Origin of the sequence: Gimesia aquarii (assembly GCF_007748195.1) — a bacterium.
GTDB classification, from domain to species: domain Bacteria; phylum Planctomycetota; class Planctomycetia; order Planctomycetales; family Planctomycetaceae; genus Gimesia; species Gimesia aquarii.
On the sequence record NZ_CP037920.1, the window covers coordinates 2171509 to 2195373 of the forward strand.

The 23865-nt window shown below is 44.2% G+C and carries 19 protein-coding genes; 14 read left to right on the forward strand and 5 right to left on the reverse strand.

Going from position 1 to position 23865, the window contains the following annotated elements:
* The first annotated feature begins 251 nt into the window (after nucleotides 1–251).
* The 3 genes from glgA to V144x_RS08650 all read left to right on the forward strand — a co-directional run bounded on the left by glgA (nucleotide 252) and on the right by V144x_RS08650 (nucleotide 5397).
* Complete coding sequence (glgA, locus tag V144x_RS08640) at nucleotides 252–1763, forward strand: glycogen synthase GlgA (RefSeq protein ID WP_144984278.1); 1512 nt, start codon at nucleotides 252–254, stop codon at nucleotides 1761–1763.
* Between the two features lie 51 nt (nucleotides 1764–1814).
* Nucleotides 1815–2810, forward strand: coding sequence for a galactose-1-phosphate uridylyltransferase (locus V144x_RS08645; protein ID WP_144984281.1), 996 nt, complete (start codon nucleotides 1815–1817; stop codon nucleotides 2808–2810).
* A gap of 391 nt (nucleotides 2811–3201) precedes the next feature.
* A complete protein-coding gene (locus V144x_RS08650) occupies nucleotides 3202–5397 on the forward strand; it encodes an alpha-amylase/4-alpha-glucanotransferase domain-containing protein (RefSeq protein WP_144984284.1) in 2196 nt (731 codons plus the stop codon).
* A 44-nt stretch (nucleotides 5398–5441) separates the two neighbouring features.
* On the opposite strand, the gene V144x_RS08655 is transcribed toward V144x_RS08650, so the two are convergent.
* Both V144x_RS08655 and V144x_RS08660 read right to left on the reverse strand, forming a co-directional pair.
* Nucleotides 5442–6722, reverse strand: coding sequence for a DUF1501 domain-containing protein (locus V144x_RS08655; protein ID WP_144984287.1), 1281 nt, complete (start codon nucleotides 6720–6722; stop codon nucleotides 5442–5444).
* Between the two features lie 77 nt (nucleotides 6723–6799).
* Nucleotides 6800–8665 carry a DUF1549 domain-containing protein gene (locus tag V144x_RS08660; protein ID WP_144984290.1) on the reverse strand — a complete coding sequence of 622 codons (1866 nt, stop codon included), beginning with the start codon at nucleotides 8663–8665 and terminating at the stop codon, nucleotides 6800–6802.
* Between the two features lie 178 nt (nucleotides 8666–8843).
* On the opposite strand from V144x_RS08660, the gene V144x_RS08665 reads away from it, so the two are divergent.
* The 11 genes from V144x_RS08665 to V144x_RS08715 all read left to right on the forward strand — a co-directional run bounded on the left by V144x_RS08665 (nucleotide 8844) and on the right by V144x_RS08715 (nucleotide 18075).
* Nucleotides 8844–10547, forward strand: a complete 1704-nt coding sequence (locus tag V144x_RS08665) for a GntP family permease (RefSeq protein ID WP_144984293.1) — start codon at nucleotides 8844–8846, stop codon at nucleotides 10545–10547.
* A 75-nt stretch (nucleotides 10548–10622) separates the two neighbouring features.
* Nucleotides 10623–12068 (forward strand): hypothetical protein, encoded by a 1446-nt coding sequence (locus V144x_RS08670; protein ID WP_144984296.1) that lies wholly within the window; start codon nucleotides 10623–10625, stop codon nucleotides 12066–12068.
* A gap of 47 nt (nucleotides 12069–12115) precedes the next feature.
* Complete coding sequence (locus V144x_RS08675) at nucleotides 12116–12493, forward strand: iron chaperone (protein ID WP_144984299.1); 378 nt, start codon at nucleotides 12116–12118, stop codon at nucleotides 12491–12493.
* Between the two features lie 67 nt (nucleotides 12494–12560).
* Nucleotides 12561–13106, forward strand: coding sequence for a DUF5946 family protein (locus V144x_RS08680; RefSeq protein ID WP_144984302.1), 546 nt, complete (start codon nucleotides 12561–12563; stop codon nucleotides 13104–13106).
* Between the two features lie 74 nt (nucleotides 13107–13180).
* A complete protein-coding gene (locus V144x_RS08685) occupies nucleotides 13181–13924 on the forward strand; it encodes a GNAT family N-acetyltransferase (protein WP_144984305.1) in 744 nt (247 codons plus the stop codon).
* Nucleotides 13925–13958: 34 nt separating this feature from the next.
* Entirely contained in the window at nucleotides 13959–14345 is a 387-nt protein-coding gene (locus V144x_RS08690; protein ID WP_144984308.1) for a VOC family protein, read from the forward strand.
* A gap of 79 nt (nucleotides 14346–14424) precedes the next feature.
* A complete protein-coding gene (locus tag V144x_RS08695) occupies nucleotides 14425–14946 on the forward strand; it encodes a hypothetical protein (protein ID WP_144984311.1) in 522 nt (173 codons plus the stop codon).
* Between the two features lie 412 nt (nucleotides 14947–15358).
* Nucleotides 15359–15769 (forward strand): hypothetical protein, encoded by a 411-nt coding sequence (locus V144x_RS08700; RefSeq protein WP_144984314.1) that lies wholly within the window; start codon nucleotides 15359–15361, stop codon nucleotides 15767–15769.
* A complete protein-coding gene (locus tag V144x_RS08705; RefSeq protein ID WP_144984317.1) occupies nucleotides 15762–16403 on the forward strand; it encodes a CDP-alcohol phosphatidyltransferase family protein in 642 nt (213 codons plus the stop codon). Before V144x_RS08700 ends, V144x_RS08705 begins: the two co-directional genes overlap by 8 nt.
* 2 nt (nucleotides 16404–16405) lie before the next feature.
* Nucleotides 16406–17338 (forward strand): phosphatidate cytidylyltransferase, encoded by a 933-nt coding sequence (locus V144x_RS08710; RefSeq protein WP_144984321.1) that lies wholly within the window; start codon nucleotides 16406–16408, stop codon nucleotides 17336–17338.
* Nucleotides 17339–17433: 95 nt separating this feature from the next.
* Nucleotides 17434–18075, forward strand: coding sequence for a lysophospholipid acyltransferase family protein (locus V144x_RS08715; protein ID WP_144984324.1), 642 nt, complete (start codon nucleotides 17434–17436; stop codon nucleotides 18073–18075).
* Between the two features lie 72 nt (nucleotides 18076–18147).
* Here the strand turns inward: V144x_RS08715 and V144x_RS08720 are convergent, their stop codons facing one another.
* The 3 genes from V144x_RS08720 to V144x_RS08730 all read right to left on the reverse strand — a co-directional run bounded on the left by V144x_RS08720 (nucleotide 18148) and on the right by V144x_RS08730 (nucleotide 23485).
* The gene (locus V144x_RS08720) at nucleotides 18148–18555 is read right to left on the reverse strand and encodes a hypothetical protein (protein WP_144984327.1); all 408 of its coding nucleotides are present in this window, start codon (nucleotides 18553–18555) and stop codon (nucleotides 18148–18150) included.
* A gap of 138 nt (nucleotides 18556–18693) precedes the next feature.
* Complete coding sequence (locus tag V144x_RS08725) at nucleotides 18694–19647, reverse strand: DUF1559 domain-containing protein (protein WP_144984330.1); 954 nt, start codon at nucleotides 19645–19647, stop codon at nucleotides 18694–18696.
* A gap of 694 nt (nucleotides 19648–20341) precedes the next feature.
* Nucleotides 20342–23485, reverse strand: a complete 3144-nt coding sequence (locus V144x_RS08730; protein ID WP_144984333.1) for a spermidine synthase — start codon at nucleotides 23483–23485, stop codon at nucleotides 20342–20344.
* Nucleotides 23486–23865 lie beyond the last annotated feature (380 nt).

The window sequence follows — 23865 nt, forward strand, 5'->3', positions numbered from 1 at the left end:
AAGAGGTAAAATCAGTAACTGATCTTTAGGTAAAGCTGGAGTTTGAATAGTTCTCTCGGGATTTGCACTACAAAATACTTCATAAAAAAAAGTTGGACTTGATCGACTAAAAAAAACTTTACGAAATGGTGTGATACAGACAAGCTTAGGTCTCTTCTTGTGTTTACAGATCCCTTACATTCAGAAGATAATAACGTATAGGATATTGTAGGCTTTTCAGTGGATTATGAATCCAAATAGATTGGGAATTTATGAAAATCGTTTTAGCAAGTTCAGAGGCGATTCCATTTGCAAAGACAGGCGGACTGGCTGATGTCGCTTCTGCCCTGTCAAAAGCACTGGCAGAAGTGGGGCATGAAATCAGCTTGTTTTTGCCTTATTATCCTCAATCAACTGCCAGACGAGGTATCAACTCAGACGATTTCGAAACTTGTCCAGAAAAAGTCATCATTTCTGTAGGTAGTAAGGATGTCGAAGCCTGCTTGTTGAAAGCAAAATTTCCCAATTCCAATGTCTCGGTTTATCTAGTAGATCAACCTCGCTATTTTGATCGTCCCGAATTATATCATGAGGGGGGCTGCGATTATCAGGACAATTGTGAGCGATTTATTTTCTTCAGTCGCTCTGTTCTTGAATTCATAGATAAACTGAACCTGAAGCCGGATGTAATTCATTCCAATGACTGGCAGACCGGATTGATACCCGCGCTTTTGAATATTGAATATCAGGATCGTTCCGATTTTGAAAAGACGGCTTCTGTTTATACCATTCATAATATGGCATTTCAGGGCCAATATTGGCATTGGGACATGTTGTTGACAGGGATTGACTGGAAGTATTTTAATCGCCATCAAATGGAATTCTTCGGTCAACTAAACCTTCTGAAAACCGGTATTGTTTTCTCAGACATGATTACCACAGTCAGTCCGACCTACGCAAATGAAATTCGAACAGAGCGATTCGGCTATGGTTTGCATGGAGTGCTTGACTCACATGCAGATCGCTTGGTAGGCATTTTGAATGGTGTGGATCCGAGTGAGTGGAACCCGGAAATCGACCCGAATATCGAAGCAAATTATAGTGCGAAAACTGTAGAACAAGGCAAGCCCCGATGTAAAGCAGCTTTACAAGCGCGATTGGAATTGCCGCAACGGTCAGATGTGCCTTTGCTAGGCACAATTTCCCGAATGACTGATCAAAAAGGATTTTCGTTGATTCTTGATGCGGCAGAAAATCTATTAACTACTGATGTGCAGATGATTTTTCTGGGAACGGGAGACCCATTGCACGAAGTGGCATTTACGGATCTGGCAAAACGATTTCCAGATAAGGTGGCGACCTATATCGGCTTTGATGAAGCACTGGCCCATCAGATAGAAGCCGGGTTGGATATTTTTCTGATGCCCAGTCAATTTGAGCCATGTGGGTTAAACCAGATGTATAGCCTCATTTATGGAACGGTGCCACTCGTGCATGAAGTAGGGGGACTGGCTGATTCGGTCATCGATGCATCCGGAGAAAATATCGAAAACGGAACAGCAAACGGTTTTTCATTCTGGCACTTTGATGCCACAGTGTTATATCGGCAGATGCGTCGTGCTGTTGAGATGTATTCTGATAAACAAACCTGGAACCAGCTGATACAAACAGGCATGACGAAAGACTGGTCCTGGAACCAGAGTGCTCAAAATTATCTCTCCGTTTATCAGCGCGCCTGCAGTATTCGCGCCCACAAAACGGAATCCGTTTCTTCCTCTCCTTGACTTGTAAGTAATGAATCCTGTTCTCCATCTCACTTAAGTTAACTACATACTATGTCTGTCATCCGCACTGATCCATTAACGGGTTTTACGACGATCTTTGCGCCGGAACGTGCCAAGCGTCCCATTGCTATCGCGAAAACTGCTGCATTCGATGAAGATATTAAAGTGCAAATAGAAACAGATCCTTTCGCTGAAGGGAAAGAATCGGAGACGACTTCCGAAGTCTATGCAGTGCGTACTTCGCAAAGTGAACCGAACCAGCCTGGCTGGAGTTTAAGAGTGGTGGCGAATAAATATCCAGCACTCATTCCCTCTAACGATCCATCTTCAGATCAAAATTCATACGGTGTGCATGAAGTCATTGTCGAATGTCCTCAATTTGAAACTCAAGTGACTCGGCTGGGACTGTCCCAATTTCAGGAGATCTTTCATGCGTATCGCAATCGCGTAGCCGTTCATCGGTGCGACCCTCAATTGAATTATGTGATCATCTTCAAAAATCAGGGAATTCTCGGTGGGGCTTCGTTGGGGCACGCACACTCACAACTCGTCGCCAGTCAGGTTGTTCCCGAATCTTTATCTCAGGAACTTGAAACGGCTCGACGATATCTGGAGCAACATGAGAATTCTCTTTTCAGTACATTCTCTCAGGAGATGCCATCAGGATTTTCGGGGCTGGTGACTTCAACCACACACTTTAATGTCGTTTGTCCCTATGCCAGTCGCTTTGCCTTTGAAACCTGGATTGTGCCTCGTACTCTAAGGACGCATTTTGACGATTCTACTGACCAGGAGCTGGATGATTTGGCTCAGACCAGCCGACGTCTGCTGTTGGCTTTAGAAGAAATCCTGGGAAGTCACGACTTTAATTATGTCATTCAAACACCACCCTTTGACGCGACTGAGGAATCTGGCTATGCGTGGAGTCTGCGAATTTACCCTCGATTAGCGCATCTGGCAGGCTTTGAACTCTCGACGAACATGTTTATCAATCCAGTTTTTCCTGAACAGGCTATCAAACATCTCAAAAAACAGCTCGGACCCTGAGTTGGATGAAATGATTTCCACAATACTAAGTATTGTGGATTACGAACTTCTTTCGACTATAAAATAGAGAATTAGGTGTTACATTCGGAGTCAATCCAGTTAAAAGAACTGGCGAAAAATTACCTGCTTTAACAATTGACCCGAATTCATCTGCATTTCAGGATCGAGAGTATCGATTTTAAGGGGACTTGGATTATATTCTCCTAAAAAGTGCTCTATGATATTTCTGAGATTGAATTTACTATAAGTTATATTCGTAACAAATCTTGCGGGATCAGTATTTGCAATATGATGGAATAGATCTTTCGACTCGGCCTGATTTCGGTAGTCGGTTCCATTATATAGCGTAATTGATATTTCTGTGTTTTACACGGATGAAAGGATGCGGCCCATGGGCTGTCGACTTCGGCTCGTATTAGTCATTCACAACCATCAACCAGTTGGGAATTTTGAAGGGGTTTTCGAAGAATCCTATCAAAACAGCTATCAGCCGTTTCTGGATGTTTTATCAGATTACCCTGATATTCCCTTTTCATTACATACTTCAGGTAGCTTGATAGAATGGCTGGTCGATGTCCATCCTGAATACATCGACCGAGTACGGGGATTAGCTGAATCTGGTCAAGTAGAGATTCTAGGTGGACCGTTTTATGAGCCCATTCTGGCGGGAATTCCTCGACGTGACCGAATTGGGCAAATCCTGGCTTATACTGATTACTTGAAGAAATTGTTTGGAACACCCATCCGGGGAATGTGGGTTCCAGAACGTGTCTGGGAGCAGGCATTTGCTTCGGATCTGGTCGATGCGGGTATGGAATACACTTTGCTCGATGACTCGCATTTTAGTGCTGCCGGAGTTCGTGCTGATGAGATGCATGGCTATTATCTGTCGGAAGACGAAGGCCGTTTACTAAAGATCTTTCCAGACAACGAAACATTGCGTTATCAAATACCGTTTACAGATCCCGTGGAGACCATCCATTATCTGAAACAGATTGCCGACCACCAGCCCAATTCAGTTGTAGTCTTTGGTGACGATGGCGAGAAATTTGGAGCCTGGCCTGGAACTTATGACCATGTTTATCGTGATGGTTGGTTGAAAAAATTTCTAGATCTGCTGCAACAAAACGGTGACTGGTTAAAAGTAACGACGCTTTCCGAAGCCGTCGATTCGGTCTCACCTTTGGGGAGTTGTTATCTTCCCGATGCCAGCTATCGTGAGATGACGGAGTGGGCACTTTCACCGGAACGTCAACTCGAACTGGCAGACTTGAAAGAAAAGTTTGCTTCTGTAGAAGGCTTTGATCGATTGAAGCCTTATCTACGGGGGGGGTTCTGGCGCAATTTTCGTGTGAAATACACCGAACTTAATGAAATGTATGCCAGAATGTTAGAAGTCAGTGATCGATTGCAAGACCTGGAAGAAACAGGAGTCGATGCCGAGAATATCCCTTTGCTGAATGAAGCGCGCGTGGAATTGTATCGGGCACAATGTAATTGCCCATATTGGCATGGAGCCTTTGGAGGCTTGTATTTACCACATCTCAGAAATGCTATCTATAAGCATTTGATTTCAGCAGATTCTTTAATGGAAAAGATCACTCGATCCGAACCAAACTGGATTACTGTTGAAGCAGCGGATTTCAATCTGGATGCCCGTCAAGAAGTTCGACTGGCCAGCAATCGTCTCGTAAGCTACCTCGCACCCGCAGGAGGGGGGCATCTTTATGAATTGGATGTACGGGGGGCAAAACAGAATCTTCTTGCAACATTGAATCGTCGTCCTGAACCCTACCATGAAATTATCCGTAAAGCGGCACAGGAGAAACGGGATGGGAGCCAGAATGGAGAAGAACTCGGGAAGATTCATAATGCAGTGCATTTCAAACAGCCTGATCTGGATAAGAAATTGAAATATGATGACACCCCTCGCAAATCGTTGGTAGATCATTTTTATCAACCTGGCCTCGATATACAGACTGCGATCGATGGTGGAGGAGAAGTGGGGGATTTTGTGCAGGGAGTTTTTCAAAGCTCGATGCGTCGCACTGATGATTACTGCGAAGTACGTATGAAACGTAAGGGACATGTCGGTCCTTATCAAATTGAAATGACTAAGACTGTATCATTGGCAAAAGGAGCAGCAGGTACTCTGGAATTTCATTACGAACTAGAGCAGCTACCCACTGATGTACCACTCCATTTTGGTGTGGAATTTAATTTTGCGGGAATGGCCGCCGGGGCGAGTGATCGTTATTTCTATAACCATCTGGGTAAGCAACTGGGAGAGTTGGGTGCTCAATTGGACCTGGAAAAAATAGATCGAATTGGCTTGGTTGACGAATGGCTGGGGCTAGATGCTGCTTTGGATTTATCCTCGCCTGCTAATATTTGGACCTTTCCCATTGAAACGATCAGTCAGTCGGAGGGGGGATATGAACTGGTGCATCAGAGTTCGGTTGTCATTCCCCGTTGGGATTTTGTTGCTGACGAACAGGGACACTGGTCAGTGAGTATCACCCTGTCACTTGATACCTCAGCCGCTCAAGCCAAAGCGCTTAGTGAAGCAGCCGCTTCCGGAGCATGAAGCGGCTGTCCTTCTTGTTTCACTGGGCAGAGTTATTTCTGCTATCAGGAGAATAACTCTGTGACGACCTTGCCCCCATCGACGATCTTCATTGGGCGTCCCAGTGGGCTCATGTTTTCTTTCTTGGGATCAACTTTTAACGACTGACAAATCGAACAGAACAGATCGGCGACACTCACCGGCCGATCCTGAACAGCCGAGCCATTTGCGGTTGATGAGCCAATGACTTGTCCCCCTTGCACACCGCCTCCGGCCATAGCAGCTGAGAACACGCGTGGATAATGGTCTCTGCCACCACGAGCATTGATTTTAGGTGTACGACCAAATTCACCCATCCATACCACCAGAGTTCGTTCCAGCATGCCTCGTTCTTTGAGATCAGAAATGAGTGCTGCCATCCCGGTATCTACTTGTTGTGAGATCGGTGTAATCACTTCCGAGATGTTGGCATGGTTATCCCAGCCATTCGAACGTACTTCGATAAACGTTGAGCCGGCCTCTACCAGTCTACGTGCCAGCAGACAGCCTTTTCCAAACGTGTTATCGCCATACTGCTCACGCAATGACTCTGGCTCTGAACTAAAATCAAAAACTTTTGTTTCAGGACTCAGTACGAGGGAAGATGCTTTGTTATAGATTTTACTATGGTTCTTCACTACAACTTCGCCACCCCGTCCGGCAAACTCGGAATCCAGACGGTTTAATAATCCTAATCGTTTTTGATATCGTTGGTTCGGTACGGTAGCGGCCACATTATTGGGAGTATTTCCCGGGTTAGAAACGTTGAACGGTTCATAATCAACCCCCAGGAACCCTGCGCCATTGGTTGTTCCCACAGAAACAATCGAGGGGATATCCAGTTCTCGGTTACCGATTTCGCGTGCGATATTCGAGCCTAGACTGGGGTGCTTCACACTGCCTGACGGAATATAGCCCGTATGCATCTGATAGGAGGCACGTTGATGATTCCCTTCTTTGTTGGTCATCGAACGGATGAGGGCGATATCCTGCATCACCTTAGCAGTATTCTTCCAATTTTCAGAAATCTCAATTCCTGAAACAGAAGTAGAGATCGCTTTTTTATCTCCTGCACCTGATGACTTTGGTTTGGGGTCAAACGTTTCAAGCTGGCTGGGGCCTCCTGCCATCCAAAGCAGAATCATGGCGCGCCCTTCTTTACGCAATTCTTCGGCGGAAACACTCATTAAGTCGTGAAAACTCAGCGTTCCCGCGGCCATAGCCCCCATAGAGAATTTTTTCAGAAAACTACGACGTGAAAAGCCTTTGCGATGAGTTTGAATATGCTGATGGTGATAAAGACTCATTGTAAACTCCTCAAAATGAGGTTAGGGACTGATTCAAAAGTAACTTTAAAAGACGGTCAGTCAGTCAGTCTGTCTGCTTAACGTTTTGTGATAAATTCACTGGAATTGAGCAGGCTCCACATAAGATCTTCGAGTGCTTCGTTCCGGTTATCAGTTGATTTAAAATAATCCTGACAAACTTTCATTTCGGTTTTGCTCGGTTCTCTGGAAAGTATCAGTAAATAGAGTTCATGAATCGCATCTGAATTCTTCGGGTAATCTCTGGCTATCTGAGCGAGCTTCGTGTTCTGGTTACTTCTCAGAAATCCATTGATGGTTGTGGAGTTCATCATAAACAGTGCCTGAGGAACATCACCGGTGATTTCATCCTGCGCGGTTGAAGGATCAAAAGTAAACAAATTACTGAATTGACTACGGGCGGTGCGATTTCCTCTGTTATATCGATCTCTCAGATTACGGTTTGCCTGAAGGTCATCCACGCCGAATACCTGAGTGATCGCTGTGAATACTTGATCGCCTCGTAATCGTGTGGGAGACTGGGCAGCAAAGGGAGCTTGGATTTCTTCTGGTTTTTTGGCTTGCATTTGCCTCTGATAGGCACGCGTGTTTGCGATCGTACGATAAAGCCATTTCAGGTCGTATCGGCTCGCCGTGAATCCGTCAGCCAGAGTCTCTAACACTTTGGGATAAACGGCACTACGTTCCGGTCCAATATCATCAATAGGCATATAAAACCCTTCACCCAGCATTTCGGCCCACATACGATTTACTATGGCACGGGAAAACCAGGGATTCGATTTGGATGTGAGATATTTTGAAAGTGTTTCCCGTCGTTCCAGGTCTTTGAGCCCTTTAGGAGAGGCTTTTGTTCCGACAAATAACACAGGATGAACAACTTTACCGGAAGCAGTAGGATCGTTTAAGTCGGGCATCAGATATTCGGGTGTGGCACGTCGTGTATTGGGGGGTAGAGCAATGCTTTTAATTTCTTTGATCGTCAGTGCTTTATCCGAGTTTGAATCTCCACGATCAAGCATTTGCTCGAAATTTCTGGCTAAACGGGATCGTTTGACTTCTGCCTCTGTCAATTTGCCATCCCGGTTACGATCGAATGCTCTAAATAGTGGTGAGGGATCTTTGAACATTTGCAAGCGTCGATCATATTGGCTACCTTGATCCACCGAAACAACTTGGAAGGAGCGGCGTTGAGCATCTCGAACCGGACGCACCCGGACACGGGGGAAGAAAGCTGCCAGCTCATGGAAACTGTCTCGTTTCCATTTGTCGGTGGGATGATCGTGACAGTTCGCACATTGAATCTGGATACCCAAAAAGATGCGTGAAGTTTCAGCAGCCAATTCTGCGGGATCACCTTGATGGGCGAAAATCAATGCGGTACTCCCATTTTCCCGAACATCCCCAGTTGCCGTAAGCAAGTCGGTAGCAATTTGATCCCAGCTTTTATTTTCGTCGAGTTGAGTTGTCATCCAGGCTACGAACTCAGACTGATTGATCCGGGAACGAATGTCTGTCGCACGGAGGTAAATGACATCGCGCCAATACCGCGCCCAGTTAACGGCATAACTTTCCGAATTAAGTAAATCATTAATAATCGTTTTTCGTTTATCAGGACTCGCATCCAGGCCGAACAGGATCACTTCAGAAGAAGTTGGTTTTCTTCCAGCCAAATCGAAGGTCACACGGCGGAGAAAATCTTCATCATTGGCCAGTTTCGCTGGCTGAATATTTGTTTTTTTGAGTTCTGCTTCAATCAGCTCGTCAACCTGCTGTGCCGTCGCGATTTCATCAACTCTTTGGTGTTTGATCGATTGTGAGCCACTCTTTGTTGCTGCGAAAGTAGAAGAGTGGCATAATGGGACCGACAATGTAAATAGAAAAAGGCAAACAATTTGTGTCGTTCGATTTACGGAAAAACTCGTCATGACTTTTCACCTGATTAGAAGTGTAAGAAGCTTGTTCTCTAGTCGATCCAGGAGTCAGACTGACTCAAATGACTGGCTGATGGGAATTTAACCCTCTTCATTTCTAGACGTATCGAAAAAAAAGACGTTTTTTCGGGAAATAAAATAATCTGAAGCAGAAACGCAGGCAGGTACGGCAATGGAACAGAGCACTTTGGTATTACTTATCATTTTTTCAGGAGTGGCCATTGTCATTGGTGGTGTGCTCTTTTTTCGTTTACACGCATTTCTGGCCTTGTTAGCCGCGGCGATTTGTGTGGGATTTTTAACCCCTGCTTCACAAATTGAAGAGACATCACTGCGAAAAAATAAACTGAAATTGATTGAGGTCGATGGAGAGAATCAGAGGCTCCAGATTGAGATTAACAAACTGGGTTCTATCCAACCTGGAATGCTTCTGCTCATCATGGGGCGTGACCAACCGAAATTTCCGCTGATTCCGATTGCGGAAACTGAAGTCAAACGTGTTACTGCGAAATTTACTGAAACAGGCAAGCGAATTGCGATTGCCGACTTACAAATTCGTGAAGGTAGTGCAAGCCGTCTCATTAAGCTGGATGATTTTGCTATTACGCCTGCTAATTATCAGGCAGCGATTATGCAGGGGAAACAATCGGTAGGTGAGCGTGTGGCTGCTGGCTTTGGTTCCACGTGTACGAAAATTGGAATCTTAATAGCATTGGCTGCCATCATCGGAATGTGTTTATTGGAAAGTGGTGCTGCAGAACGTATTGTTCGTTCGTCAGTCAACTTTGTGGGAGAAAAACTGGCCCCACTCGCGTTTATGGCCAGTGGGTTTTTACTAGCGATTCCAGTCTTCTTCGACACGGTTTTTTATCTATTGATACCATTGGGAAAGGCGATGCGTTTTCGAACTGGCAAGAACTATCTCCTCTATGTCCTGGCAATTGTAACCGGTGGCACGATGGCTCATTCGCTGGTACCGCCTACACCCGGACCGTTGTTTGTGGCAGAACAGTTAGGTGTGGATATTGCAACAATGATGATCGGTGGGATGATCGTCGGTAGCGTCGCGGCGTTATTTGGCCTGGGGTATGCCGTAATGATCAACAAACGTTGTGTCTTACCCTTCCGTGATTCTGCCGATGTGACTAAGGAAGATTTGACCAAACTGGCCGCAAGTCGACTGGAAGATTTACCTGCTCTGTGGTTGTCGCTCACCCCCATTCTGCTTCCCGTAATACTAATTGCTGGTTCCACGATGTTGAAATTCGAATCGATCAAAAATATATGTTCTCCCGAGATACAATCACTGATCTTGACATTGGGAAATAAAAATATGGCGCTCGGCATCGCTACTGTGATCGCACTCGCGACTCTGATTCGTCAGAAAAAGTCATCACTGTCAGAACTTTCGACCTCAATTCAGGCATCGTTGTCCACAGGAGGGGTGATTATTTTGATCACGGCTGCCGGTGGTGCGTTTGGTGGTGTGCTGCAACAAACGGGGGTCAGTGACCTGATCGAATCCCTGCCACAAGTTTCTCCCTTGACGCTGGTGACTTTGGCGTTTTTGATTACAACCGCCATTCGCAGTGCGCAGGGGTCGTCCACTGTCGCCATGATCACCACGGTTGGTATCTTAGGTGGTATTGCTGAATCTACGACTCTTGGGTTTCATCCGGTTTATCTGGCACTGGCGATAGGCTGTGGTTCCAAGCCGATCTCCTGGATGAATGACAGCGGATTCTGGGTCATCGGGAAAATGAGCGGTATGACCGAAGGAGAAACATTAAAATACGTCACTCCCATGACGGCGCTCATGGGCATTGTCGGGTTTATCATCGTCTTATTGGGAGTACAGTTTTTCCCGATGGTTTGAATACTCAGAAATGGATTCTGCCATGACATTGTTCCTACTAATTGAAATCTGTGTTTGATAGGGAATTCAGTTCGAATGAAAAATCGTCTCGCAGGTAACACGTTTTTTTGTATTGCAATTCTCTTAGTGCTCATGGTCAATGTCTCTGTCTGTGGAGAACCAATTGAAATTGGAAGCAGGAGAGAGCTTTTTGTTGATAAACATTTGATTGACAAGATGCACCAAACAAAACTCAAACTACATAAACCCGTTAAAACACCACGGCCCAAGTCTCCGCTGCCTGTGCGTCATATGGTAACGGTCATCAAGGATGGTGACCTTTATCGAGCGTATTGGCGTGGGTCTGACAAGAGTTTTCAAGGAAAAATCCACACCGGGCATGCTGGTGAAACCGTGCATTACGCAGAAAGTCGTGATGGACATGAATGGGAGTTTCCGAGTTTGGGATTACATGTAGTAAATGGGACGCGCGAGAATAATGTGATTCTCGCAAAGCAGCCTCCTTTTCTGACAAATTTCATCCCTTTTCTTGATACACATCCTGGTGTCAAGCCAAGTGAGCGTTTCAAGGCGTTAGCCGGCTATCCGGGACCTGGAGACAAGCGAGGGCTCAAAGAAGCGGGCAGGGGACTATTTGCTTTTGTATCTGCAGATGGCATCCATTGGACGAGGAAAAACGAAGTCATTCCCTATCAACCAGAGTGGCGTCATGCATTTGATTCAGCGAATGTCGCTTTCTGGTCGGAAGCAGAACAGTCATATGTTTGTTATTTTCGGACTTGGACGGATCCCGAGCGATTAAGAAGTATCAGCCGGTCTACATCCCCAGACTTTGAGAACTGGAGTAAACCGGTTGCGATGAATCCCAACTTACCGGGAGAGCATCTTTATACAAATCAGACGCAACCTTACTTCCGCGCTCCGCATATCTATATTGCATTGCCTACACGATTCGTTCCTGGGAGAGGCGATGCTCCTGAGTACGACAAGCAAGATGTCAATGCTACCGATATTCTTTTCATGGCAGCACGTGCGGGGGCTACAAAATATGACCGGCTTTTCACACATGCTTTTATTCGACCTGGACTCGATCCCAAACAGTGGCAAAATCGAGCGAATTATGTGGCGTTGAATGTTGTTCCCACAGGTTTTGCCGAGATGTCAATCTATCATCGGAGCGGTGATCGTTATGTTTTGCGAACGGATGGATTTGTCTCGGTCAGCGCCGGCTCAGATGAAGGTGAATTATTAACGAAACCATTCATTTTTTCAGGTCGCCAACTGTTTCTCAATTTTAGTACTAGTGCAGCGGGCAGTATACGACTTGAGATTCAGCAAGTCGATGGAACGCCAATTCCAGGATTCACGCTCCAAGATTGCTTACCTGTGATTGGCGATGAGATCGAAGGTGCAGTAGGCTGGAACGGAGATCGAAACCTGGCATCACTTGCCGGTCGGCCGGTTCGCCTGCGGCTCGTGATGAAGGAATGTGATTTGTACTCGTTTCGCTTTCAGAAATAAACTGGTCTTTATATTCGATTTTCATTCGTATGTCGAGGTAATCCAACATGCAATATGATGCAAAAACGCCTGCTGAATACATGGAAATGCTGGATGATGATTGGCGGCGAGAAACACTTTCGAACCTCCGAGCAATCATACAATTAAAAGCCCCAATTTTTGATGAGGGGATCCAACATAAAATGCTGAGTTACGGTGATCGCAGAGGTCCTCTGTTTCATCTTAATGCACAGAAACATTATGTCAGCCTTTATGTAGGAGATGCGAAAAAAATCGACCCTGACGGTAGCTTGCTCGAAGGGATTGATGTGGGAAAAGGGTGCATCCGATTCAAAAAATCGGTGTCTCTCTCTGAGACGCGTATTGATGAATTTGTGGAGCGCGCGGTCGAATTGTGGAATCAAGGTGAAAACCTGGGATGTTAGTACAGAGTCTTAATAAGATCGAAATTCAGCAAGTATTTAATATTATTGACTTTAGAATGATCATGAGATGGCAAAACAGAAAGGGCTCTTAGTTCCAAAATCTACTAAGACGCCTTACAAAGAGCGTCAGTGCCCCGGTTGCCGACTTCGAATGCCTGCCAATACAGCGGCAGCCTATGACGGATATTACCACTGTTCTCCCGAGTGCTGGAGTATTTATAGCGAAGTTCTGGGAACTCAATTCAGTAACGCGATTATCTTTGGACAGATTCATCAGATGACGGTTGATGCCTATGCACTTCAGCATGCAGGTGGTTCCCATAAGAATAAGTCGATAACGATTCATCTTGCTGGTCTGCATGCAGCATACAATCTCGGAATACCTCAGACACAGATTCCCCGTTTACTTCAACGGCTTGCAAATCATATTCAACACTGGCCCTATTATGTACCTCCACAATCCACTGGTCCGTTGACAGCTTTCGATATTGCGCTGGCAAGTACGATGGAAGAACACATCTTGCGAGTCAAGAAGTGGGCCGATTTCGTTTGGGATGCCTGGTCGGATCACCATACAAAAATTGCGTCTCTCGTTTCGTCACATTTGCATTAGTGCAGATTCATAGAAATCAATCAGAGTCAGTTCTGTTAAATAGAATCAAAATTTAGAAATTACGTAGTCCTCTTATGAACTATAAAATTGTTTCATTAACAGAACGGTATGATTTATTTGAAACACAGGATAAAGTCTGTTGTGAAGTCTGGCCTGAATTTATGCTGCATAGTCCTGTCGCAGATGCTTATTGGATGCAATTTATCGAAGCATTTAAGGATTATCAATTATTAATGATGGAGAGAGATGATATCCTTGCGGTCATAAACACTGTTCCAATTCACTTTGATAAGAGTATGCATGAGCTTCCGGACGAAGGATGGGACTGGGGTGTCAAGAATTCGATTACCACATTTCAGGAGGGGCTCAAGCCGAATCTCTTGATGGGAGTGCAGATTGTTGTCAATAAAAATTATCAGGGGAAAGGTTTGAGCGCTCTCGCCGTAAAAGAAATGGCGAACTTAGCACGCAAAAAAGAATTCAACAATTTAATCATTGCGGTTCGGCCTAGCGACAAACATCATTATCCACTCATACAGATGGAAAATTATATTAAATGGCAAAATGAAAACAATTTACCATTTGATAACTGGCTGAGAGTGCACGCGAAAGCGGGGGGAGAAATCATTAAAACGTGCTCTAAGTCTATGACAATTCCAGGAACAATTTCCGAATGGAAAGCATGGACAAATTTGGATTTTCCCGGCTCGGGGTCCTTCATCATTCCGGGAGCACTCAATCCGGTATCCATTGATCTGGAAAAAGAGCAGGGACTCTATATCGAACCCAATGTATGGATACGTCATAAAATTTTTTAACTGAGTTACTACCTATTACAAAACGGGAGACGTCATGGAAGTTGATCATCTGGACCATCTGGTTTTAACCGTCAAAGATATCGAAGCCACAATTCAATTTTATGAATCAGTGATGGGAATGCAAAAAATCTCGTTTGGGGATGGACGATTTGCTCTGACATTTGGCAATCAGAAAATCAACCTGCACGAACTAGGTAACGAATTCGAACCCAAGGCCGGAAATGTAAAGGAAGGGAGTGCTGATCTCTGCTTTATCATCAATACCCCAGTTGAAGATGCCATCATGCATGTGCAAAGCCTAGATGTGAATATTATTGAAGGTCCTGTGACGCGTACCGGCGCGGTCGGGAAAATTGTCTCGGCCTACTTTCGCGATCCTGATGGGAATCTGATCGAAGTGTCGAATTATGAGGACTCTTAATTGTCTGCTGATTTATAATTTCGTGGTTTCCGGGCTCTTAGGATAGATGATAAGTGTTCAATTTCACCGAGAAATATTCATGAATTATGAAGCTAGAGAGTATGAGCGGATGGAATACATCGTTGCCGACTCTCATACATTCCTATTGAAGACTTGGCTACCGCTCTCCGCCCTCATCTTTTGGATTTTGATATTCAATTTGACCATGGTTCCTTTGGATTTGAAAAAAGTGGGGCTAGTAATTCTAGGAGTATGTTCAGGATTAGTTCTATATTTTTTATTCCGTTATTTTGTAGCAAGCTTTGCCGATAGTGTCTGGGTTGATGACAAAAGCATACTGTTTAAGGTTAACGGCAAAACAGAAAAAATCGCTCTGAGAACCATCGAAGAACTGAAAAGTTTCTATATTCCAATAAACTCTTGGTTCTTTAACAATCAGTACATCGTCAAATTCAAATATTCCGAGTCGATTGGAACAGATAAAACGATTTGTTTTTTTATTCGAACTCCTGTTAGAGGAGATAATTTCGGGCAATCTGCAGTAGGTTTATTAGTTGAAAGAATTAAGATATCTCATACTGAAGTTTCCAATGAGCGATAGATTGAACGATTAGAAACAAATCAATATTATTTCGATCATAAGTCCGATTTAAATAAAAGGTGTTTGGATTTGTTTGTCTTTTCCCAGTGAAGATTCGCCAAGATGCAAAACTACGATTTTTTCCATTCTGTTGTGTCTGTTTTTCTCTCGGTATTCTTATTATATATCTGGGGACGGTATTGGTATCTCGTTGTAAATGATGGGAAATTATTTGAGTTCAAAGGTTTCCCCAAAAGTGATGAGAAAACGATTTTGGGGGTGGGGATTGTTTTTATGACGATTCCAGTTATTGTTTTGATAATTCTTTATTTAAAACAAATGACTACAGGATTATGAATCTGTGTCGATGGTAGCAATAGTGCTATTTGTGCCATAAATCTAGTTACAAAACTTGTTAAACTCCCAAGAACCAATGAAACAGAGCGTTCGAACTTCTCGGATTTTTAATTTGTTCTCGGCTTTGCTCGCGTTTGTGCTGTGGGGTGGTTGGGCTTACTATATTAACTCAGCCAGTTCTGCAAAATCAGGAGTGGTCTCGGCGTTAACTCAGGGAACAGCCAGTTTTTTGATTACCTTATTTATGGTGCATGCAGTTACGTTTCTGTTTCACCAGTTTCGAAATCCGGTAACCAAGGTTTTATTGCCTGCCATTGTAGTGATCAGTTTTACCAGTCTGTGTTTGGTAAATTTGCATCTATTAATGGGAACTCCACGTGTGTTTTATACGATATTTCCCGCATTGACCGTCGCTTTTTCTTTTTGTTTCTACACGTCCTTTAAGTTACTCAAGATTCATCAGCAGAGAAATCAACAATATGAGTGATCTGAATGCCAGACGTCCACTCAAGGTGCGGGATGTCAAAATTGTGAATACGTTTGCGCGCTATTTAAGCGGCAAAAAAATTACTCCTAATCAAATTTCCGTCACCAGTGTTGTCTTCGCCGCGTTTTCTGCCGGTTGCTTTTTACTTTTTGCTCGATATCAGTATTGGTGGTTATTGATTCTGGCCGGTTTGTTTATTCAATGTCGATTACTCTGTAATCTATTTGATGGGATGGTTGCCGTTGAAGGTGGAAAGAGCACTAAATCGGGGGAATTGTTTAACGATATTCCCGACCGCGTGGCCGACCCTTTGATTTTGGTTTGTGCTGGCTACGCAATACATGTCGTCAGCTATGGTGGTGAGCTGGGCTGGTGTGCCGGTCTTTTGGCTGTGATGACAGCTTACATTCGGACTTTAAGTGCCAGTATTGGGGCTCCCGTTGATTTCAAAGGGCCGATGGCCAAACAACATCGTATGGCCGTGCTGACATTTGCCTGTATCTTTGCGGCATTGGAAATCGTGTTCCGGCAGACCGATTATACATTATTGATTGCTCTCACCTTAATTTCCCTCGGTTGTGTGATCACCTGCATTCGCCGAACGATTTCTGCCTATCGATTTCTGGAAGCATAACCATGTGGGATATTCCAAAACATTCGTTGTATGCAATGCTGTTTGTCTTGGGGTTACTGTTGATCGCAACAATCTGCCGCTTAATTCTTGCCCGAATCAAGGCTGAGAAAGATTTTACGGAATTACGACAACGCATTCAGTCCTGGTGGTGGATGATTGGTATTTTATTTGTCTGCTTGGTCGTAAGTCAAACAACGACGATTATTCTATTTGCCTTTATCAGTTTCCTGGCATTAAAAGAATTTTTCTCAATCGTACCGACACGGCAGGCAGATAGACGCGTTCTGTTTTGGGCATACCTTTCGATTCCGATTCAATATTATCTCGTCAGTATTGGCTGGTATGGAATGTTTATTGTCTTTATCCCGGTCTATATCTTTTTGTTGTTACCAATGAGAATGGTATTGATTGGAGAAACCAAGGGATTTATCCATTCCGCAGGTATCATTCACTGGGCTGTGATGCTGACAGTCTTCTGTCTCAGTCATATCGCCTATTTGCTGGTGTTACCGGTGAAAAATATTGAAGCGGGCAGCATGGGGCTCGTGATCTTTTTACTCTTCATGACACAGTTTAATGATGTCTGCCAATACATCTGGGGCAAGCTGCTAGGTAAACACAAGATTATTCCCAAAGTCAGTCCCAACAAGACCTGGGAAGGTTTTTTAGGTGGAGTGCTAACGATTGGACTCGTTTCTGGTTTTGTCGGTCCATTCCTGACACCAATGACATTTCGATTCAGTCTACTGGCGGGTTTACTTATCAGCGTCTCTGGTTTTATCGGGGATGTTGTGATCTCTTCTATCAAACGTGATCTGGAAATCAAAGATAGTGGGAGCCTGATACCCGGTCATGGTGGGATCTTGGATCGCTGTGATAGTTTGATTTTTACCTCTCCCTTATTTTTTCATTTCCTTTACTATGTGAACTACTAGAATGCGTCTAAATTAACCATAACGGTTTCAACATTATTATGCTGGATTCAAATGGTTCTGGAGACGTTACAATAAACCTGGATACAGGCTAGAAAATGGATCGAGTTCTCAAAATCCTGTTTTTTGCTGTCATTGTCAGGCCGATCGTGATTATCGTGCTTGGCTTGAACCTGAGAGGAAAACAGAATTTGCCTCAGCGTGGGCCGGCAATGATTGCGGCAAACCATAACAGCCATCTCGATACACTGGTTTTGATGAGTCTTTATCCTTTAGCCAAATTACATAAAGTCCGACCTGTGGCAGCCGCAGATTATTTTCTCAAGAATCGATTTCTTGCTTGGTTTGCGCTTAAGTGTATTGGCATCATTCCAATTAATCGAACGGGTCGACAGCGAAAAAGTGAATTGTTTGCTGGCTGCCATAAAGCGATGGATAATGGTGATATCCTCATTCTGTTTCCGGAAGGGAGTCGTGGAAATCCCGAAGAATTGAGTGAAATCAAAAGAGGCATCTACCATATTGTGCATGGCAGGACCGATACCAAAGTAACACCGGTAATGATGCATGGACTTGGCAGGGCTTTACCTCGAGGAGAGGCCCTGTTAGTTCCTTTTAATTGTGATGTGATAATAGGGGAACAGTTAGCTGAGGCTAAGTCGGCTGAGAATCTGGTGAATGAGATTAAGGCTTCGTTTCTGGAACTTCAAAAATATTGCATCACATGCAATCAAGCATAAAACATCTGTCTGAAGTGAAAAGTAAAACAGCCTCGTAATCTGAAGAACGAGGCTGTTTTACTGAATCGTTACTTATTTCGATTTGAGCGCGAATTCGAATTTGTTTTCACCATCCGGTTTCACTTCGGCTATTAATGTCGTTTCTGAGTTATATTGTTTTGGAATATAGGATTCTGTAACGGGCTCGTCGTACTGGTCTTTTTCTCCAGTCTCACGTGTTGCTGAGATAAGTACTTTTTTCTTGCCAAGCTGGCTGTCGAATTGAAATTTACCATTTTCAATGCCACCGGCAGAAGAGCCTCCCTTTCCATCACTGGGATCAAAAACAATGCTACCTGTAGACAGTGGTTCTCCATCGAAGGTTACGGTTCCTTCTACCTTGACTTGCTGAGGAGCATCTGATGTACCGCCACACCCCGTGATTATGAGAAGAAGAATTGTGTAACAGATTAGTTGTAATCCGAAAGTAGGCCCTCGCATGATCGCTCCTTTGAATTATGAGGCAAGCGCGCCTCGATCAGTCTTTTGATATAGTTCATGAATTAAAATGGAGATACAGACACTGCCTGAGGTCACAATCAGAACTGGACCACAGGCAGCTCTTGAATTAAGAAGAGATTAGAATTCTCCGATCGTCTCTTTTCCTTCACGAGTTCCCAGTGCCTGGAAGAGAGTCGTATCGATGTTTTCAGAAACAAAGCGAACAGCACCATCGCCCATCAGAGCATGAACACCTCCTTCATGGCGGCTTCGTGCATGAATTTCATTATTTTCACCTGAACAGGCACGGCAGGGGGCGTCTTCAGTACCGTTGCAATATTGTGCAACATCGCCTGTAGGTGTATTCGGGGGTCGGATCGTCGTAAATGTCAAACCACCGTTGTGGTAACTGTTGTGATAACGTCCACGTAGATCATGTGTACCACCGCAGACTACATTGCCTGGTCCTGAAGCTGGAAGTGAGTCTTCGGCGATATTGATTTCGCTTCCCATAATCGTCGTTGACATACCGTCAACAACATCACGCATTTTTGTACTGGAGAGATTATAGAACATGCCATTCAATCTCGGATAAGTGCTTTGTGCTCCTTGTGCGGTTGAGCCTGAACAGAGTAAATAATTTCCATGAAATCCCTGTTGTCCGATTTTCCCGGCTTTAGGATCGGAAGGACAGCTGAACATTGCAACGCGTGTCGTGGCTTCTGGCCAGCCTCCGGGAAACTGGTTTGCCTGAATACGGGGAGTAATTTGATTATAGAGCGGGGCCTGATCGACAAACGGAAGAATCATATGGAACCATCCCTGTCTTGAGCCACTTGTGCTTCCTGGAGCTGTCGCAGCTGCATTCACACGGCAGACAGTTGAAAATGGAAATACACGATGCGTTTCATGATAGTTGTGTAATGCCAGTCCAAGTTGTTTCAGATTATTTTTACAGCTTGAACGTCTGGCCGCTTCACGTGCCTGTTGCACCGCAGGTAGTAGTAATGCGATCAGAATTGCAATGATGGCAATGACCACTAGTAGTTCGATAAGAGTAAACCCTCGTTTCCGCTGATGCTTCAGATTCATGTCTCTTTTCCTTTTTAAAAAATAAATGAGAAAAGTCCGTATCGATAGCAAAAAAATTGCCCTAAATGGCAAATCAATATTTAAGAAGTACTTTATATGTAAGCCGATAATGAATCAGAGATGTGATCTGTCACTCTGTAGGTAATACAGATTAGATTTTCTGTTGGTAAACGGAATATCTTAATAATATTAATACATGAGTTCATTAATATACACATGATTAATTACTGAGTTTACAGAGAGTTATGCAAAAATGTCAACTGATTTCTAGAGAAAATCAAAATACGCGAATTGAATCATTTCTAAGAGAGGCAGAAATACAGGGGAAAGAGTCCAAGGTATTTATGTCCTCGTTAAACGTTAAATGAGAAATGACTTTGCACAAAAGAAGATGGAACTATTTGTGTAAGAAGTAAATATTCTCACATCAAACCTAAGTAGCAACAATGAGGTTATGAGATAAAATACTAAGGTTATTTCACACGCCTTTTTTTCTCGCTCTACATTTTCTCAGGCCAGGAGAGAGGGAATTGGAGCTTAAAACAACTTGGTGGAAGATGTACTCCAAAAAATCCAGAGCGGCAGGTAGCGAGCATTAGTGTGAAGAATGAATTCACTGAACTTAGCTTGAAATCGTAATGTTTGACTGCTCATTCTCATTAACAGTTTCATTAACTGTGTCCCAAACCGACATTTAATTGTTCCAGTTGCGAAACTGTTTCAACTCCTTTTTAGCCTGCTTAACGAGTGGGTGCTGTTCGGCGGCGTAGGCTTTGGCTCGAGTTTCGAGTAACCATCCCTTCCATGGAACATGTGGTTCCAGTGCTTTTAGTGATTCTATGATATGCTCTGCCTCTAGCTTCTCTGAGATAATGTAGCGCACAATGAGTCGTTTGTTTTCGAGGCGATACATAGAAAACGGTTGATTTAGATGTTGGTAGATTGGTAAAGCTGTTCTGTCATCGATATCGGATAAAGCCACCGCTTTCCTCAGAACGGAATCTAACAGTAACGGACTTCCCCAAGGATTCGTTTGTAATCTCTGAAAAGCAGCCAAAATCATTTGAAGAGCAAGATCGAACTGGCGTTGTTGAAAGTATGCGATGGCATTTATTGCAGCGGCTTCCGTTTTGTTATTTTGATTGAGTATCTCCATAATGTCCTCAGGGATTGGGAGCCCTGCTTCGGCAAGTGAGTGTGCATATACCATTAACTCAATGGAACAGCTTTTATCGATTTCGACTTCCTTAAATCGTTCGGCAGCTTCTGAGTAGCGTTTCATCAAATACAGATTATAAGCTCCAGCTCGATTCCGTTGAGTTTCTGAAAGATGTTTTACTATTGGAATCGATCCACCTAAATGCAAATGCATGGCTAGCCTGCGTTGTGCAATGGTTTCACTATTTAATTCATCTGAGGAAACAGGAGAGTTATCATCAAGTTTCATTGCCAGTAGATGCAGATCTTCTATCGAAAATCGTGTTGTCTTGCCGACTGTCTTTGCAAATGCATATTCGAGAAAATTTTGATCATCTTGATTAAGCAGATCAGCACGTTCCTTCAAAAGCTTGTCAATCGTAGTATCACCGCAGACATAGTGCGCGAGGATGCCCTCAATGTCACTAACACGCCAACCAAGCTTGAGGCCCTCTCGTATTGTTTTTTCAGTGAACCGCTTCCGAAGTACTTCGATGTCTTGCTGGAATGCTGATTCTGATTTACCACAAACGACAACCATATCTCTCGCCTTCGTTCGCCAGATTTGAATGTTCGGAAATACTGATCGTATTGTCTGGAGTACGATCATCACGGTGTGGTCATCAACTTCATACCCCTGGACCCATTGCAGAAATAATCCATTCTCGTTGAGCTTTGATGAAACAGATTCGTAAAATTCGCGCGTATAAAGATTCGCGATTCCCGCTCGGTACGGGTTTGAAGGTTCAGATACAATGATGTCGTATTGTGCTTTCACAGTCAGTAAATATTCGCGGGCGTCGTTAAAGTGCACCTGAAGCTTTGGGTTTTCCAAAGCATTGCGATTGACCTGGGCACAACGTTCGGACATTTGCAAAACTGCTGGTTCCAGTTCAACAACATCGACCGTATTGATCTCTTCTACATCAGCCATCCAGCCCGCAGACTCACCCGTTCCCAGACCTATAACCAATCCCCTCTTTGGAGATTTATGTAAAAGCGGGCCAATCAGCCCGAGTCCAATTTGTGTGCCTGCGTCGCCATAGGCATTGCCATCACTTTTTCCATTCACGATAAAGGCAAGGCTGTCCGTGGCCGTTATGGCGACACTCGATTCCCGCCCTTCGGCCTGCCAAATACATTGGCGTTTTTTGGTATTTGCGAAATTTTGTTCTGCATTGCGCCCGGTACCATCGATTTTTGCTCGGTTTGCCCCGATACCGGAATGACGCCAGACCGCGGATGGACCTGTTCCAGCAATTCCGAGGATCGCAAAGAGAGATGCAGTACCTGTGATTATCACAAAGGGACTTTTCCATCGATGGCTGAAAACAGTTATCACTACAGCCAAGCAAATCAGTAAACAGATGGCGAATCGCCAAAGACCCGGTGCAGTCATGATCGGGAGTAGAAAAAAACCACCGGCAATGGAACCAGAAATCGCGCCTAATGTATTAGAAGCAAAAGTCCAGCCGACATGTTTTCCTATGTTCTCTCGTCCTTTTCCAGCGATTGCAATCAGTAAGGGAAATTGAAAACCAGCCACCAGTGACGCTGGAAAAATGACAAAGGCACCTACTTGAAACCAATTCCAAATCTGATCTCCAAAAGATGCGACGAATTCACTTTGCTGGTGTAATACCCAGAACGCAATTTGATCTCCATACCAGAAGGGGATCGCAATTAACAAAGCTTCCACGGCACAGATTGCTGCTAAAAACGGGAGTGATGGTTTCAGATAACGTGCTACAATTCCATACAGTGCCCCGCCGACCCCGATACCCAACAGTGCGATACAAAGAATCAGACCGAAGGTATATGTTGTTCCGCCAAGTAAAGGGCCCAGCATCCGATACCAGACAATTTCCATAAGAAAGAATACAAATCCAACGATTCCAGCTGAAACACAGACGACTCCGATTCGACTTGGTTCTTGTTTGAGGGGGGACGACTGTGAGAGTTCCTTTGTTTGCTGTTTGGTCTGCTTATGTGGAACCGATGACAAATTTTTAGATAACCGTAATGCGGTGGCTGCAAGCAGAAGGTTTAATCCGCAAGCTGACCATAATACGGTGCGATTTCCAAATGCTTCCAAGAGCATAAAATTTGCCAGACCTGCCCCAATAACGGCACCGAACGTATTCAATCCATAAAGAAAGGCAACGCTGCGTCGGTTCTGATCTGCATCAATTGACACAGCACGCGCTGCAGCAGGTAGCGTACCTCCCATCATGATAGTGGGAATGGAAAGTATGAGGGCCGCTGCCAGGAGTCGAAGTAGAGTGGCCAGTTCGGGGCCGAGGACCGATTGTCCACCGACTTCGACATAAAAGTATCGAACGAAATCAATTAGAAATGGACTGAGTCCCGCAGACAATGCGATTCCCACTTCAAGCAACCCGTAGAGTCGAAGAGGAAGCAGTGAATTATCAATACGCCTGCCAAAGAGCCAATTTCCTAAACCTAATCCTGCCATGAAAATCGCCAGGACGGCAGCAGAAGAAGCGGTTGTGGCTCCGAATACAAGACGTAGCTCACGTATCCAAACCACTTGAAAAACCAGCGCGCAACTACCCGAAACAAGGAGCATCAGCGATAACATCAATGGGGGGGCTGGTTGCTCAGGCAACGGATCGTTCAAAAGAAGTCTCCTGCAAATCGTTTAAAAAATGAGCTGAATAATTATAAATGGAATCTTTATTGGATCGATTAAATTTTTGACGCAGGCCTACTTCTGTTTCATGGAACGTCATCATGACTGACATTCCATAATTTATCAAGAATCGAAGAGAATCGTCTGCTTACAAATATCAATTGAACAGGAAGAGATAAGCTTCAATACGCTGAATAGTGAGATCGAGCAAGATTATTTTCAAGCTGTGTGGGAGTGAGGATAGAAATATATAGTGTTCAGAGCACTATGTTTGAATTACAGAAATGTAATAGAACTGATACGAATGCTAAGATTACCAGCTTATTTTTGTCCGAGCCAGGAGAGAAGTGTTATGTTAAGATTTGATG